13 protein-coding genes and 1 CRISPR repeat array (1 of these 14 cut by a window edge) are annotated in these 15,358 nt (G+C 62.6%); of the genes, 11 read left to right on the top strand and 2 right to left on the bottom strand.

From position 1 onward, the window contains the following. Positions 1–4: 4 nt before the first annotated feature. A complete protein-coding gene (locus AWY79_RS16080; RefSeq protein WP_066806147.1) occupies positions 5–667 on the bottom strand; it encodes an HAD family hydrolase in 663 nt (220 codons plus the stop codon). A 2-nt stretch (positions 668–669) separates the two neighbouring features. Beyond that, positions 670–1,716, bottom strand: a complete 1,047-nt coding sequence (locus tag AWY79_RS16075; protein ID WP_078063820.1) for a LacI family DNA-binding transcriptional regulator — start codon at positions 1,714–1,716, stop codon at positions 670–672. Between the two features lie 211 nt (positions 1,717–1,927). Here AWY79_RS16075 and araA point away from each other — a divergent pair, with 211 nt between their 5' ends. From araA to cas2, 11 genes are all read left to right on the top strand, one after another. Then, a complete protein-coding gene (araA, locus tag AWY79_RS16070) occupies positions 1,928–3,409 on the top strand; it encodes an L-arabinose isomerase (protein ID WP_066806145.1) in 1,482 nt (493 codons plus the stop codon). A gap of 24 nt (positions 3,410–3,433) precedes the next feature. Continuing rightward, on the top strand, positions 3,434–5,110 hold the full coding sequence (locus AWY79_RS16065) for a ribulokinase (protein WP_066806143.1): 1,677 nt from the start codon (positions 3,434–3,436) through the stop codon (positions 5,108–5,110). Positions 5,111–5,113: 3 nt separating this feature from the next. Continuing rightward, on the top strand, positions 5,114–5,806 hold the full coding sequence (araD, locus tag AWY79_RS16060) for an L-ribulose-5-phosphate 4-epimerase AraD (RefSeq protein ID WP_066806141.1): 693 nt from the start codon (positions 5,114–5,116) through the stop codon (positions 5,804–5,806). 87 nt (positions 5,807–5,893) lie between these two features. After that, positions 5,894–6,538 carry a fructose-6-phosphate aldolase gene (fsa, locus tag AWY79_RS16055; RefSeq protein WP_066806138.1) on the top strand — a complete coding sequence of 215 codons (645 nt, stop codon included), beginning with the start codon at positions 5,894–5,896 and terminating at the stop codon, positions 6,536–6,538. 636 nt (positions 6,539–7,174) lie between these two features. Next, a complete protein-coding gene (gene cas3, locus AWY79_RS16050) occupies positions 7,175–9,328 on the top strand; it encodes a CRISPR-associated helicase Cas3' (protein ID WP_233490946.1) in 2,154 nt (717 codons plus the stop codon). Between the two features lie 25 nt (positions 9,329–9,353). Then, the gene (gene cas5c, locus AWY79_RS16045; RefSeq protein WP_078063819.1) at positions 9,354–10,013 is read left to right on the top strand and encodes a type I-C CRISPR-associated protein Cas5c; all 660 of its coding nucleotides are present in this window, start codon (positions 9,354–9,356) and stop codon (positions 10,011–10,013) included. After that, positions 10,010–11,749: a type I-C CRISPR-associated protein Cas8c/Csd1 gene (cas8c, locus tag AWY79_RS16040; protein WP_066806134.1), complete on the top strand. Its 1,740-nt coding sequence runs from the start codon at positions 10,010–10,012 to the stop codon at positions 11,747–11,749. Before cas5c ends, cas8c begins: the two co-directional genes overlap by 4 nt. A 3-nt stretch (positions 11,750–11,752) precedes the next feature. Further along, positions 11,753–12,628 (top strand): type I-C CRISPR-associated protein Cas7/Csd2, encoded by an 876-nt coding sequence (cas7c, locus tag AWY79_RS16035; RefSeq protein WP_066806132.1) that lies wholly within the window; start codon positions 11,753–11,755, stop codon positions 12,626–12,628. Positions 12,629–12,630: 2 nt separating this feature from the next. Continuing rightward, positions 12,631–13,239 carry a CRISPR-associated protein Cas4 gene (cas4, locus tag AWY79_RS16030; protein ID WP_066806130.1) on the top strand — a complete coding sequence of 203 codons (609 nt, stop codon included), beginning with the start codon at positions 12,631–12,633 and terminating at the stop codon, positions 13,237–13,239. Beyond that, a complete protein-coding gene (cas1c, locus tag AWY79_RS16025) occupies positions 13,239–14,270 on the top strand; it encodes a type I-C CRISPR-associated endonuclease Cas1c (RefSeq protein WP_066806128.1) in 1,032 nt (343 codons plus the stop codon). Before cas4 ends, cas1c begins: the two co-directional genes overlap by 1 nt. A gap of 3 nt (positions 14,271–14,273) precedes the next feature. Continuing rightward, complete coding sequence (gene cas2 / locus AWY79_RS16020) at positions 14,274–14,567, top strand: CRISPR-associated endonuclease Cas2 (RefSeq protein ID WP_066806126.1); 294 nt, start codon at positions 14,274–14,276, stop codon at positions 14,565–14,567. 176 nt (positions 14,568–14,743) lie between these two features. Next, positions 14,744–15,358: a CRISPR direct-repeat array (repeat unit 32 nt; unit sequence GTCGCCCCCCACCCGGGGGCGTGGATTGAAAC); it runs 678 nt beyond the window's last position.

The following is a 15,358-nucleotide window of genomic DNA, read 5'->3' as shown; positions in this document are numbered from 1 at the left end:
TGAATCAGGGGAACAGCGTTCCCACGGCGTCGGAGGTCAGGTCGGCCAGCCCCTTGAGGACCAGGTCCGCTTTCGCCAGTTCTTCCGCCCGGTGCGTGGTGCACACGGCCAGGCACCGCATGCCCGCCGCCTTGGCCGCCTGGACGCCGACCTTGGCGTCTTCGATGACCAGGCATTCGGAGGGCGGCAGGCCCAGGCGCTCGGCGGCCAACAGGAACGTGCTCGGGTCCGGCTTGCCGGGCAGCGCGGAGCCGGAGACCAGCGCCTGAAACGACGCACGCAGACCGATGCCGTCGATGATGGCGTCGATGTTTTCCTGAGGCGCCGAAGAGGCCACGGCCTGGGGAAATCCCGCCCGTTTGAACCGCTCGAGCCATTCGACCACGCCGGGCAGGGGGGCGATGTTGCCCTTGATGTCCTGCCGAAAAAGCTCTTCCTTCAGACCGCCGATGGCGTCCACTTCCTCGTCGGTCGCGTCGCGTTTCAGGAGCAGGGAGATGATCCCCCTGTTGTTCATGCCGAAGGTCTCGTCAAAGAACTCCCGGGTGCAGGGAAGGCCGTATCGTTTCAGGGACGCCTGCCAGGAAACGTAATGGGCTTCGCCGCTGTCCACGATGACGCCGTCCATGTCCCACAGGACGCCGATGCGTCTGCCGTTCTCCATCATGCTCACTCTCCGTTCCTGTTGGTGGATTGGCGCGCGATCACCTCCGGCTGGATGATGATCGTGTCTTTGGCAACGCATTCGTCATCCGGAGTGGTGCCCGCAAGGTACAGGAGCTTGCGGACCGCCAGGTCGCCCAATTGGTGGAAATTCTGCCGGATCGTGGTCAGCGCCGGGGTGAAAAACGCCGACTCCGGGATGTCGTCCATGCCCGCGACGCCCAAGGATTCGGGAACGTTCACACCGCGCAGTCCGGCCTCGTGCAGCACGCCCAGCGCCATCTGGTCGTTGGCCGCGAATACGGCGTCCATTTCGGGGTAGCCTTTCAGGAGGCGGAGGTAGCTCTCCCTGCCGGACGCGGGCGACCAGTCGCCGGCGACCACGGCCCGGTCGTGGACGGGCAAGCCGGCTTCGATCAGGGCCTGCCGCCACCCGCGCTCCCGCTCGATGGATTCCCACCAGTCCCTCGGGCCGTTGATGTGGGCGATGCGGGTGTACCCCCGATCTATGAGGTGCCGGGTGATCTTGTATCCCGCGGCATAGTTGTCGATGGAAACGGTCACGGGCGCGGCCAGCGGGTTGCCCTTGAGAAAGACCAGCGGCGGGGTCTTGGCCGGGAGGGATTGTTGCAGGATGGTCCAGTTCGAGCCCACTTGCGGGGCGGCGCAGATGATGCCGCGCACCTGGTGCGCCATCAGGGAATGGATGAAGGACAGGACGTCGCGGCAGTCCATGGAGGACGTTTCCTTGAGGATGAGGGTGAACCCCCGCTCCTCCGAGGCCCTGGCCACGCCGTTGAGGGTCGTGGCCACGCCGGTGTAGCGGAGCCCGGAAATGATCACGCCCAGGGTGTCGCTCTGCCTGCGCATGCCCCGGGCGATGATGCTCGGCTGGTAGCCCAGCCCGTCGATGACCGCCTGGACCTTGTCGCGGGTCGCATCGGAGACGTCGCTGCGGTTGTTCAACACGCGCGAAACGGTCTGGATGGAGACGTTGCACTCTCTGGCGACGTCCTTGATGGTGACCTTTTTCTGGCTCAGATGCTGTGTCATGGCCTCTGATTACCCGCCTTCAGGCCGGTTTGTAAACAGCGGTTCGGGGGCGTTCCGGCACGGAGCCGGGCCGAACCGTCCAATTGTGGTGCGAGGGTTGACATGATTTTGCGTTGGTATGTAGATATGGCATACCGTGAACGATAACGAAACCCGGCCCGCGTCGACGCCGTCATTGGGTCGAGCCCTGTCCGGGAGGAGGCATAGAAGTATGATATCATTTGACAAGTTCGAGATTTGGTTCGTGACTGGCAGTCAGCATCTCTATGGACCGGAAACCCTGAAACAGGTCGAGAGAAACGCTGCGGAAATCGCCGAGGCCCTGAGCGAGGCGATGCCGGTGAAAATCGTGCCCAAAATCGTGGCCACCCGGTCTCATGAGATCGCCAAGGTGTGCCGGGAGGCCGATGCGGCAGAGGCCTGCATCGGGCTGATCTGCTGGATGCATACGTTCTCGCCGGCCAAGATGTGGATCGCCGGACTCTCCTCCCTGAACAAGCCTTTCGTCCATCTGCATACACAGTACAATCGCGAGATTCCCTGGTCGGACATCGACATGGATTTCATGAATCTCAACCAGTCCGCCCACGGCGACCGCGAGTTCGGCTTCATCTGCTCCCGCCTGCGCCTGAACCGCAAGATCGTGGTCGGGCATTGGCAGGACCGGGACGTCCGTGACGAGCTCGGCGTCTGGGTGCGCGCGGCGGCCGCCGTGGCGGATTCGCGCGGCGCCAAGGTGGCCCGTTTCGGCGACAACATGCGCGACGTGGCCGTGACCGAGGGCGACAAGGTGGAGGCCCAGATCCGGTTCGGTTACGAGGTCCACGGCTTCGGCGTGGGCGACCTGGCCGTTCGGGTCAAGGCCGTTTCCGACGCGGACATCAAGAGCATGGTCGACGAGTATTTCCAGGCCTACGACGTGTCCCGGCTGACCGCCAAGCCCGATGACCCGATGATCCGCGAGGCGGCCCGCATCGAGGTCGGCATGCGCCGGTTCCTGGCGGAGGGCGGGTTCAAGGCGTTCACCACCACCTTCGAGGATTTGCACGGCCTCGCCCAGCTCCCCGGCCTGGCCTGCCAGCGGCTCATGGCCGACGGGTACGGGTTCGGTGCGGAGGGCGACTGGAAGACCGCCATGCTGGTCCGTTCCATGAAGGTCATGGGAGCCGGATTGCAGGGCGGCACATCGTTCATGGAGGATTACACCTACCACCTGCCGGAAAACGGCGAGGCCCTGGTGCTCGGCGCGCACATGCTGGAAGTGTGTCCGTCCATCGCCGGGGGCAAGCCCTCGCTGGAGCTGCACCCCCTGTCCATCGGCGGCAAGGACGACCCGGCCAGGCTGGTCTTCTCCACCAGGAAGGGAGCCGCCCTGAACGCCACCATCGTGGACATGGGCAACCGGTTCCGCATGCTCGTCAACCCCGTGGAGGTGGTCGACACGCCCAGCGATCTGCCCAAGCTGCCGGTGGCGCGCGCCCTGTGGCGTCCGGAGCCGAACCTCAAGGTCTCGGCGACAGCCTGGATTCTCGGCGGCGGCGCGCACCACTCCGGGTTCAGCCAGAGCGTGACCGTCGAGCATCTGCGCGACTTCGCGGAGATGATGGACGTCGAGATGCTGGAAATTGACCGGAACACCGATATCCGGGCTTTCAAGGGCGAGATTCGGGCCAATGAAGTCTATTACAAATAGCCGGAACCAGGGGAGGAGCGGAGCATGAGCGATTCGAAGTATGTCCTGGGACTCGATTACGGCACGGATTCGGTGCGGGCGGTTCTCGTGGACACGGCCACCGGCACCGAGGTCTCGTCCCATGTCTTTTACTATCCCCGCTGGTCAAAGGGAATGTATTGCGACGCGCGGGTGAACCGTTTCAGGCAACATCCGCTGGATTATCTCGAAGGGCTGGAAGGGGCCGTGAAAGGAGCCCTGGCGAGCGGACCCAAGGGTGCCGCCTCCAAGGTCGCGGGCATCAGCGTGGACACGACCGGGTCCACCCCGGTCGCCGTGGACAAGCAAGGCGTCGCCTTGGCGCTTCGCCCGGAGTTCGCGGAAAATCCCAACGGGATGTTCATACTCTGGAAGGATCACACGGCCATTGCCGAAGCGGCGGAGATCAACAGGCACGCCAAGGAATGGGGCGGTGAGGACTTCACCCGTTACAGCGGCGGGGTGTATTCATCCGAATGGTTCTGGTCCAAAATCCTGCACACGCTCCGCGAGGATGAAGCCGTCCGCGATGCCGCCTGGTCCTGGGTGGAGCATTGCGACTGGATTCCCGCGGTGCTGACCGGCGTGACCGACCCCGCAGCGATGAAGCGCAGCCGGTGTGCCGCCGGACACAAGGCCATGTGGAACGAGCTGTGGGACGGCCTGCCCGACGAAACGTTCCTGGCCTCGCTGGACCCGCTTCTGGCCGGTCTGCGCGAGCGGTTGTACCGGGAGACCCATACCGCCGACCTCAAGGCGGGCGGCCTGAGCGACGAATGGGCCGGGCGGCTTGGACTGCGGCCCGGCATCGCCGTGGGCGTCGGCGCATTCGACGCGCACATGGGAGCCGTGGGCGGCGAAATAGCGCCCTACAGCCTGGTCAAGATCATCGGGACGTCGACGTGCGACGTGCTGCTGGCCCCCTCCGACGAGCTGGGCGATACCCTGGTGAAGGGAATCTGCGGCCAGGTGGACGGGTCCGTTCTGCCGGGCATGATCGGCCTGGAGGCCGGGCAATCGGCTTTCGGCGACATCTACGCCTGGTTCAAGCAGCTTCTCCTGTGGCCCCTGACCCTGTTGGGCGAACAGCCCGGCCTCGATGCCGACGCGGCTGCGGCCCTGGAACAGACGCTGGCCGACAGGCTGATCCCCGCCTTGAGCGAGGCCGCGGCCGCCATCCCGCCCGGCGAGACCGCCGAACTGGCCGTGGACTGGCACAACGGACGCCGGACGCCCTTTGCCAACCAGGCGCTCAAGGGCGCGTTGTGCGGCCTGAATCTGGGCAGCGACGCCCCCCGAATCTTCAGGGCGCTGGTGGAAGCCACCGCCTATGGTGCCCGTCTGATCGTGGAGCGGTTCCGCGAGGAAGGGGTCCCCATCAAGGAGGTCATCGCCATCGGCGGCGTGCCCAAGAAGGCGCCGTTCGTCATGCAGGTCCTGGCCGACGTCCTGGACATGGACATCAAGGTGGCGAAATCCGAGCAGACGGTAGCCCTCGGGGCGGCCATGTTCGCCGCGACCGCCGCCGGTCTGTTCCCCTCGGTGATGGAAGCGCAGAAGGCCATGGGCAGCGGTTTCGACACCGTGTACAGCCCCGACCCGGCGAGCGCCGCCCGCTACCGGGTGCTGTTCGAGAAGTATCGCCATGTGGGCGATTTTATTGAAAACAACCTGACGGAGTAGGCCATGGGACGCTACACTGAGATACGGCGGGAGGCCTTTGAGGCGAACATCCAGATTCCCGCTCTCGGGCTGGCCATATACACTTTCGGCAACGTCAGCGCCTATGACCCCGACTTGGGCGTGTTCGCCATCAAGCCATCGGGCGTGCCCTACGCCGACTTGAAGCCGGAGCACATGGTCGTGGTCGATCTGGACAACGCCGTGGTGGACGGTGATTTGCGCCCGTCTTCGGACACCAATACCCATTCCGTGCTGTACAGGGCGTTCGCGGGAATCCGGGGCATCACGCACACGCATTCCACCTATGCCACGGCATGGGCGCAGGCATGTATGCCCATCCCGGTGTTCGGGACGACCCACGCCGACCATCTCGCCCGTGAGGTGCCGTGCACCGAGGTGATGTCGGACGCCATGATCCGGGGTGATTACGAAACCGAGACGGGCAACCAGATCCTGGCCGCATTCAAGGGACTGTCGCCCGCCGAGGTGGAGATGGTCCTGGTGGCCTGCCATGGCCCGTTCACCTGGGGCGTGTCGGCGGAAAAGGCGCTCTACAACAGCGCCGTGCTAGAGGAAATAGCGCGCATGGCCCTGCTGACCCGGCAGGTCAATCCCGACGCCGGTCCGCTCAAGCCGTCCCTGATCGATAAACACTACCAGAGGAAGCACGGCAAGAATGCGTATTACGGCCAATAGGCCGTTCGCGTGCGGTGCGTCCGTGATCCGGGTCCTGTTGCGGCAGGCCTTCTTCCCCTGCAGTCAAATAAAGACAAGGAGTCTCCCATGGAATTCTTTCTCGATACCGCGAATCTCGATGAAATCCGTGCCGCCACACAACAGGGGTTGGTTGACGGCGTGACCACCAATCCCACGCTGCTCGCTCGCGAAGGCGGCGAATGGCGGTATCAGGCCAAACGTATCTGCGAGGAAGTGGATGGCCCCGTATCCCTGGAGGTTGTCGGCCTGACCGCCGCCGAGATGGAAAGGGAAGCGGAGGACCTCATCGGGTTCGGCGACAATGTGGTCATCAAGCTGCCCATGACCGGCGAGGGCCTCGTTGTCTGCAAGGCGCTGACGGCAAAAAACATCAAAACCAACGTCACCCTCGTGTTCTCGGCCATGCAGGCGCTGCTCGCCGCCAAGGCCGGGGCGACGTACGTCAGCCCGTTCGTGGGCCGTCTGGACGGGCTGTCCCAGGACGGGATGCAGCTTATCGAGCAGATCCGCACCATTTACGACAATTACGGGTTTCCGACGAAGATACTCATCGCCAGCGTGCGCAACCCCCTGCACGTGCTGGACGGGGCGCTCATCGGTGCCGATGTGGCCACGATTCCCTTCTCCGTCATCAAACAGCTCGTGCATCATCCCATGACCGACAAGGGGCTTGAAGCGTTCTTGAAGGATTGGGAAGCGTTCGCCAGGTAGCCCAAGGATGGATGGAACTGCATCGTAGTGGATGCCTGTAGTCATGAAGGGCGTGCTGCCGCCTTTTTTCTACGGCATCCGCGCTATGTCCATTTCTTTTTCAGCGCCATGCGGAATCAGCGCTGTTCCGCACCTCGCGCATGCGATGCACTCTAAATGACGAAGTCCCTCGGTGCTAGAAGGTCCAGTTTAATAAATAGGTTATTCGCGTTGGTCGGTCTTGCGACCTAAAGGATGGCGCTCAAGAGATCGTTGGGCGATCTGAAACCGATCGCACGTGAATCCCCCGCAAACCTCTCCACCAACCGGCCAGATCTCGACGGTGTATCCCGCTTCGACAGAAGTGGTCCAACAAACCGGACCCACTTCTCTACCTCACTCAGATTCCGTGCGTTGATTCATTCTGGTTAAAGGAGGCAGATTAAACAATCTTCTGTCTACCTGTTTTAGCTTTTGGATCCCTATCCCTTGCCACCAACATATATATGACCCTATAAGAATTCTGCTGTTCCCGGATAACCGACTAGTAGTTCTGCCACCTCGGATGGTTGCGGACGTATTCGCAAATAAATATAGCGGAGTTTAGAGATGTTGTATGCCCATACCCAGGAGGGGGCGCCTCAGTCGGAGTGGCAGTTGCTGAGTGATCACCTCGCCGCAGTGGAAAGGTTGGCTGCCAGGTCGTCCGCCGCTTTCGGGGCGGGAGAGTGGGGGCGGATCATCGGTCGACTCCACGACATCGGCAAATGCAATCCGAAATTCCAGATGAGGCTAACGGGGGAGTCTCGGAAACACGCGGATCACAAAGGCCTCGGAGCCAGTCTGCTGGATGGTTTGGGCACCGGGTTCGGCCGTATCGGGGCCTATTGTGTGGCCGGACATCACGGAGGCTTGCCTGATTACTCGCATTCGAAGAACAAGCGTTCTTTGAGGCAAGTCATAGCGGAAGCCATCACCCTGCCTGACGATGTGGAAAATCCCCTCGCGGCTTTCGTCGAACCCGGTTTACCCTTTGTCCCGGAAGATGGCTTTGCATGTTCGTTTTTTACGCGCATGCTCTTTTCGGTCCTGGTAGATGCCGACTTTCTCGACACCGAGCGGTTCATGACTCCGGGCAAGCATGCGTGGCGTGTCCCCGGCCCGTCCATGTACGAGTTGGCGACCGCGTTGGACAAGCGGCTCGCCGCGTTCGATTCCTTGGGCCGCATCAATGGGTTACGGGCGGAAATTTTGGCCCATTGCCGGAACAAGGCGCCCCTCGTGCCTGGGCTGTTCACCCTCAGCGTGCCTACCGGCGGCGGCAAAACGCTCTCATCCATGGCTTTCGCTCTTGATCACGCCCGCCACCACGGTTTGCGCCGCGTGATCTACGTCATTCCCTACACTTCTATTATCGAGCAGAACGCTCGGGTGTTCCGCGACGTGTTCCGGGATCATCCCGGTGCCGTCATCGAACACCACAGCACCTTCGATCCGAGGCATGCCTTCAGCGAAGCTGACAACGCGGGCGAGACCGACGAGGCCCGCCGCCATCGGCTTGCCTGCGAGAACTGGGACGCGCCCGTGGTAGTCACCACCAGTGTCCAGTTCTTCGAGTCGTTCTTCGCGGCCAAACCCTCGCGCTGCCGTAAGCTGCACAACGTGGCCGGGTCGGTGATCATTCTGGACGAGGCCCAGATGCTGCCCGTGGAATATCTGGACCCGTGCCTGCGCGCACTGGAGGAGTTGACGGACCATTACGGATGCAGCGTGGTGCTGTGCACCGCCACTCAGCCCGCCCTGCGCCGCGAGGATTTTGCGGCCAACCGGAGGGCTGGGCGTACACCCGGTCTTACCGGGCTGAACGCGGAACGCGAGCTGGCCCCGGAACCGGACCGCCTGCACGAAGCGTTCAGGCGCACCGAGCTGCGCGACCTGGGCAAGCTCGCCCTGCCCGCCGTCGCGCAGTTGATGAGAAAGCCGGAACAGGTGCTGTGCATCGTCAACACGAGAGCCCGCGCGGCCGAACTGTATGGCATGGTGGAGGACGAGCCCGGCGCTTGTCACCTGAGTGCCCTCATGTGCCCGGCCCATCGTTCGGCGCGGTTGGATGAAATTCGGCGAAAACTGAAAGAGGGTGAACCGTGCCGGGTGGTCAGCACCCAGTTGATCGAGGCCGGGGTGGATGTGTCGTTCCCCGAGGTCATCCGCGAGATGGCCGGGCTGGACTCCATCGTCCAGGCCGCGGGACGCTGCAACCGCGAGGGCGAACGAGAGGGCACAGCTCCGGTGTCCGTATTTTTTCCGGACGAGGGGTTGGGACGCGCCTTCGGAGCCCAGGCGGAGCATACGGCCTCGGTGCTGCGCAACCTCGACGCAGGCGCGGACCCCTTTTCGCCCGCCGCGATCCGCCACTATTTCCGCCTGCATTACTGGCTTCAGGATTCCCTGGACCGCAAGAACGTTCTGGCCGACCTGAATAGCTTGGACCTCGAGTGGCGGTTCCAGGAGGCGCAGCACAAGTTTCGGTTCATCGACAATCCCATGCAGCCGGTGATCATCCCGTGGAATGACCGGGCAAGAAAGCTGATCGACAATTTGCGGTACGTCGAAAATCCCGGCGGCCTCCTGCGCGAACTGCAACAGTACACGGTGCAGGTCTACGAGGGGCAACTGCGCGCCCTGGACCACGCCGGAGCAGTGGAATGGGTGGCCGACACTTATGCGGTGCTGTGCCGCATGGAGCACTACGACGACCGGCTCGGCCTGACTGTTCCAGGGGAGTGGAGGGGGGAGGATTTTTTGATTTAGGGACCACAACAAGGAGGTGACCGTTGTGTCAGGAATAAAGCTCAGGGTCTGGGGCGACTACGCCTGCTTCACCCGGCCGGAGATGAAGGTTGAGCGCGTCAGCTATGACGTGATGACACCGTCTGCCGCCCGGGGGATTCTGGAGGCCATCTACTGGAAACCGTCCATCCGCTGGGTTGTGGACCGCATCCACGTCATGCGGCCCGTCCGGTTCGACAATGTGCGCCGCAACGAGGTGGACGCCAAGGTGCCGGTGGGCAGCGTTAAAACCGCCATGAAGGGCGGCGACAAGCCCTTGCAGCTCTTCATCGAAGACAGCCGTCAGCAGCGGGCCGCCATGGTTCTGCGCGACGTGGAGTACGTCATCGAGGCGCATTTCGAGTATACGTCGGACGAGGACCGGAACGACGGCAAGCACCTGGACATGTTCAACCGCCGCGCAGCCAAGGGGCAGTGCTTTCACCGGCCCTACCTCGGCTGCCGCGAGTTCGCGGCGTTCTTCGAGCCGATAGAGGGCGACGTGCCCGTTTCGCCGTTGGCGGACGATCCGGCGCGCGACCTCGGCTGGATGCTCTACGACATCGACTACGCGCGCGACATGGCTCCTGTCTTCTTCCGCCCGGCCCTGGAGGGCGGAGTGGTGGAAGTGGCAAAGGCCCTGGCCCGCGAGGGGGTGGCGTCATGATCCTCCAGGCGTTGAACGGCTATTACGAACGGCTGTTGGCTGACAGTTCGTCGGCAATTCCAGAATTTGGCTTTAGTGTTGAATCTGTCGCGCATTGCGTGATTTTGGCAAAGAATGGAGATGTAGTTGGTGTTCACGACCTTCGGGAGAGAGACGGCAACCGCGTTGTATTGAAAAAGGTGGTAGTCCCCAAACCTCCTAAAGAGCGATCAGGAACAAAGGCACCAGCCTATTTCCTTTGGGATAAATCAAAATATGTAATTGGATGCGATGTTGACCCCAAAGGGAATCGTCAATTTCATACGTTCGCTTTTGACGACTTCGCCAAACGGCAATTTGGACTTCTGGAAGGCGTCGAGGATATGGGAGCTAAGGCTTTCTCTGAGTTCGCCAAGAAACGGAAACTCGGCGACATTCCTTCCTGGGCAAACGATGATGTCATGAGCGGACGTTTCATGGTATTTCAGCTGGATGGTGAACCTGGATTTCTTCATGAAAGAGAGGGGTTGAGGAGGATATGGCTGCAACATCTGGAAAAGGAAGCCCCTGAGGATGTCGGTCAGTGCTTGATAACTGGCTTGAGTGGTCAAGCTATTGCCTATACACATCCGCAAATCAAGAATGTTCAGGGAGCGAATACAGCAGGGGCGGCCTTGGTGTCATTCAATGCAACAGCCTTTGAGTCTTATAATAAGGGTAAAGGGAACCTGAACGCCCCGGTCTCGGAGCGGGCGGCCTTTGCCTACACCACGGCCCTGAACCATCTGCTGGCCCCGGAGAGCCCGCGCAAGCTGCGCGTGGGCGACACCACCGTAGTCTTCTGGACCGAGGCGCGCGGCGAGGCGGAGCGGTTCTTCAACTTCGCCATGGGCGGCCGGCACGCGGAAGACGACAGCCTGGCCCGGCGGCTGGAGGGCTACCTCTCGGCCGTGACCAAGGGCAAATACCCAGAGGAGCTTGGCGATTCCCGAACGCCGTTTTACGTGCTCGGTCTCTCGCCCAACGCGGCCCGGCTCTCGGTGCGTTTCTGGCACGTGGGCACCGTGGGGGACATGGCCGCCCATCTGGGCGAACACTACCGCGCCCTGGCCCTGCAGCGGAGGTTCGACAGCGATCCGGAACACCCGAGCCCGTGGCATCTGCTCAAGGAGTTGGCCCCGCAGCGGGACTCGAAAAACATGTCGCCCTTGCTCTTCGGCCAGTTCGTCCGGTCCGTGGTTCAGGGGTTGGCCTATCCGCAGACCCTGCTGTCCGCCGCCATCGGCCGCATCCGGGCCGACAAGGAGGTCAACTACCTGCGGGCGGCGGTGATCAAGGCCTTTCTCGTTCGCAACAGAAAACAGGAGATTCCCATGACCCTCGATACCACCAACACGGACATAGGCTACCGCCTCGGTCGGCTGTTTGCCATTGTCGAACGTATCCAGGAGGAGGCGGTTCCCGGCGCCAACGCCACGGTGAAGGATCGTTTCTTCGCGTCCGCCGCCGCCACCCCGGCCCGGACCTTTCCGATCATCGTCAAGAACGCCCAGCATGGGTTGGCCAAGATCCGCAAGGACAAGCCGGGTTGGGCGATCAACCTAGACAAGGCGATCCAGGAGATCGTGGGCGGCATCGACGCCGCAACCGGCTTCCCGGCCTCCATGCCGTCGGATAAGCAGTCCATGTTCATTCTCGGCTACTACCAGCAGCGTCAGGACTTTTACACCAAAAAAGAAAAGAATACGGAGGACTAGATCATGGCCGCCATCAATAATCGCTACGAGTTCGTCTATCTGTTCGACGTGGAGAACGGCAACCCCAACGGCGACCCGGACGCGGGCAACACCCCGCGCATCGACCCGGAGACCGGACATGGCCTGGTCACCGACGTCTGCCTCAAGCGCAAGGTCCGCAACTATGTGGACATAGTGAAACAGGGGGCCGAGGGGTACAACATCTATGTGGCCGAGAAAGGCGTGCTTTCCCAGACCCGCGAGCCCGCCTACAAGACCGAGGAGGTCAAGAAGCTCAAGAAGAAGGATGAGCAGATAGCGGCCGCGCGCCAGTGGATGTGCGGTAATTTCTTCGACGTGCGCACCTTCGGCGCTGTCATGTCCACCAAGGAGAACAATTGCGGCCAGGTGCGCGGGCCGGTGCAGCTGACTTTTGCCAAGAGCATCGAGCCCATCGTCCCGGCCGAGGTGTCCATCACCCGCATGGCCGTGGAGACCGCCAAGGAGGCCGAGGCGCAGGAAGGCGACAACCGCACCATGGGCCGCAAGCACATCGTGCCCTATGGCCTGTACCGCGCCGAGGGGTTCATCTCCGCCAACCTGGCGCAGGGCGACAAGGGCACCGGCTTCTCCGAGGCCGATCTTGATTTGCTTTGGCAGGCCCTGGCCAACATGTTCGACCACGACCATTCTGCGGCCCGGGGCAAGATGAGCCCGCGCGGCCTGATCGTCTTCAAGCACCAGGACGCCCTGGGCAACGCCCCGGCCCACAAGCTGTTCGAGGCCGTGACCGTGACCCGCAAGGCGGGCGACGGCCCGGCCCGCTCCTTTGCCGATTACGAGGTGGCCGTGGACAAGGCGGCCATTCCCGGCACGGTGGAACTGGATGTGAAGTTCTAGCCGTGGACCAAACCCTGCCTCTTTCCGCTCTGCAGCACTATCTGTACTGCCCGAGGCAGTGCGCGCTCATTCACGTGGAAAAGGTCTGGGAAGAGAACCGGTTCACCGCCGAGGGGCGGCTTTTGCACCTCCGCGCCGATTCCGGGGCAACCGGGCGGCGCGGAGGCATTGCCGAGGATCGGTCGGTGCCGCTGCGCAGCGACCGCCTCGGCCTCTACGGCGTGGCCGATGTAGTGGAGCTGCGGCCCGGCCCGGACGGACGCGAGCGGCCCTATCCCGTGGAATACAAGCGGGGCAGCCCCAAAGTGGAGGACTGGGACCGGGTGCAACTCTGCGCCCAGGCCATGTGCCTGGAGGAGATGCTCGGGGTAACCATACCGGAGGGGGCCATCTTCTACGGTAAGCCCCGGCGCAGGGAGCGGGTCGTTTTCGAAAAAGTCCTACGCGTTTTGGTGGAGAAGGCTTGCGGCGACATGCACGCCATGATCGAGGGCGGAGAAGTGCCCCCCGCCGAGGTCGGCAAACGCTGTCGGGGCTGCTCGCTGGCGGGAGCCTGCATGCCCGGGGCATCGGCCCGAGTCGAAAGCTATCTTCTCAAGGGGTTGGAATAGTGAAAAAGCTTCTGAACACGCTCTACGTCACCTCGCAGGGCACCTATCTGTCCAAGGATGGCGAATGCGTGGTGGTTCGCACCGAGGATGGGGAGAAGCATCGGTTCCCGGTCCATGTGCTGGACGGCATCGTCTGCTTCGGCAATGTGTTGTGCAGTCCGTTTTTGCTGGGCCATTGCGGCGAAGCCGGGCTTGCGGTGTCGTTTCTTACCGAACGGGGCAGGTTCCTGGCCGGGGTGCGCGGCCCGCAAAGCGGCAACGTATTGTTGCGGCGGGCGCAGTATCGGCTGGCCGATGATCCGGTGGAAAGCGCGCGGCTGGCCCGTGCGGTCATCGCGGCCAAGGTGGCCAACTCTCGCGCCGTGCTGCGCCGTTGCCTGCGTGATCACGGCGACCGCGTGCATGCCGCGGCTATAGGTCGGGCGGTGTCGGTGCTGGACGACTGCGCAGGGCGCTTGCGCATGCCTGTGGACATGGATGAGGCCCGAGGCATGGAGGGCAGGGCGGCGGCCGCCTATTTCGAGGTGTTCGGGCACATGATACTTGCAGAAGATCCGGCGTTCGCCTTTGGCGGGCGCAATCGTCGGCCTCCGCTGGATGCGGTGAACTGCCTGTTGTCTTTTGTGTATACCCTGCTGGCGCACGATGTGCGCTCCGCGCTGGAGGCGGTGGGGATTGATCCGCAGGTGGGTTTTTTGCATCGCGACCGGCCGGGCCGCCCCGGGCTGGCGCTTGACCTGATGGAGGAGTTCCGCCCGTTTCTGGCTGATCGGCTGGTGCTCTCGCTGATCAATCGGGCCGAGGTGCGCGGGCGCGGGTTCGTCCGCAAGGAGAGCGGGGCGGTCTTCATGGACGACGATACGCGAAAGGTGGTGCTGACCGCCTGGCAAAAACGCAAGCAGGACGAAGTGATGCATCCATACCTTAAGGAGCGGTTGCCGTTGGGGCTTGCGTTTCATATTCAGGCCCGGCTCATGGCGCGGGCCGTGCGCGGCGACCTGGACGGATATCCGCCGTTTTTTTGGAAGTGACCCATGCTGGTGCTAGTGAGTTATGACGTGAGCTTCGAGGATGAAGGCGGCAAGCGGCGGCTGCGCCGCATTGCCAAGGTCTGCCAGGACTTCGGCCAGAGGGTGCAGTATTCGGTATTCGAGTGCGTGGTTGATCCGGCGCAGTGGACGCGTTTACGTCACCGGCTGCTGGAAGAGTATGACGAGGAGCGTGACAGCTTGCGTTTTTATTTTCTCGGCAAGAACTGGCAGCGCCGGGTTGAGCAGCACGGTAGCGGAAGCAGCTATGACCCGGAAACAGACACGTTGATATTGTAGCGCGAACCCCAAGCGGTTGGAAAAATCCAGGGAGGTTCGCAACCCTTGGGGTGTCAAGGATAACAGCCCGTTGCGCTACCGCTGATGAGTAAGCGAGCCTTCGGGGCCTTAAGCGGACATGGTTTCGCGGACAAACGGCTGAGGAAGCCCGCGCCGCAAGGCTTTGCTGCCGCACTGTCGCCCCCCACCCGGGGGCGTGGATTGAAAACAGATGGCGCGACGGCGGCCGGTATTGCGGGGCTGTCGCCCCCCACCCGGGGGCGTGGATTGAAAAATCTTCGGCCATCCATGTCGTCTCCTCATCTGCCGTCGCCCCCCACCCGGGGGCGTGGATTGAAAAACTTTCAGTCACAGGTAAACCACATTGCCAGTTGTCGCCCCCCACCCGGGGGCGTGGATTGAAAAATTATCAGGCCGAAGGTTGAACTTGACGAGAGTGGTCGCCCCCCACCCGGGGGCGTGGATTGAAAACTGCACGTCGAGGAAGGTTGCAACTCCGTAATCGAAGTCGCCCCCCACCCGGGGGCGTGGATTGAAAACGCACTTTCCATGGCCGCCTTGATATTCTTGCGGCCAAGTCGCCCCCCACCCGGGGGCGTGGATTGAAAATGCACGGCAATCCGCCGCGCGGCTGTCACAGCAGTCGCCCCCCACCCGGGGGCGTGGATTGAAACAGGCGCATTGCAGAGATTGTGGCGGACAACAACAGTCGCCCCCCACCCGGGGGCGTGGATTGAAACCATGCAAAACTGGATTTTATATGCGGACATCAAATGTCGCCCCCCACCCGG

The organism is Pseudodesulfovibrio indicus (genome assembly GCF_001563225.1).
GTDB classification, from domain to species: domain Bacteria; phylum Desulfobacterota; class Desulfovibrionia; order Desulfovibrionales; family Desulfovibrionaceae; genus Pseudodesulfovibrio; species Pseudodesulfovibrio indicus.
Note: the sequence above shows the minus strand (reverse complement) of the source record. Positions and strands in the feature narration are given on the sequence as shown.

Bases quoted from the DNA above. Each gene is read 5' to 3' on its own strand.
- AWY79_RS16080 (WP_066806147.1), bottom strand. From the start codon at position 667: ATGATGGAGAACGGCAGACGCATCGGCGTCCTGTGGGACATGGACGGC.
- AWY79_RS16075 (WP_078063820.1), bottom strand. From the start codon at position 1,716: ATGACACAGCATCTGAGCCAGAAAAAGGTCACCATCAAGGACGTCGCC.
- araA (WP_066806145.1), top strand. From the start codon at position 1,928: ATGATATCATTTGACAAGTTCGAGATTTGGTTCGTGACTGGCAGTCAG.
- AWY79_RS16065 (WP_066806143.1), top strand. From the start codon at position 3,434: ATGAGCGATTCGAAGTATGTCCTGGGACTCGATTACGGCACGGATTCG.
- araD (WP_066806141.1), top strand. From the start codon at position 5,114: ATGGGACGCTACACTGAGATACGGCGGGAGGCCTTTGAGGCGAACATC.
- fsa (WP_066806138.1), top strand. From the start codon at position 5,894: ATGGAATTCTTTCTCGATACCGCGAATCTCGATGAAATCCGTGCCGCC.
- cas8c (WP_066806134.1), top strand. From the start codon at position 10,010: ATGATCCTCCAGGCGTTGAACGGCTATTACGAACGGCTGTTGGCTGAC.
- cas7c (WP_066806132.1), top strand. From the start codon at position 11,753: ATGGCCGCCATCAATAATCGCTACGAGTTCGTCTATCTGTTCGACGTG.
- cas2 (WP_066806126.1), top strand. From the start codon at position 14,274: ATGCTGGTGCTAGTGAGTTATGACGTGAGCTTCGAGGATGAAGGCGGC.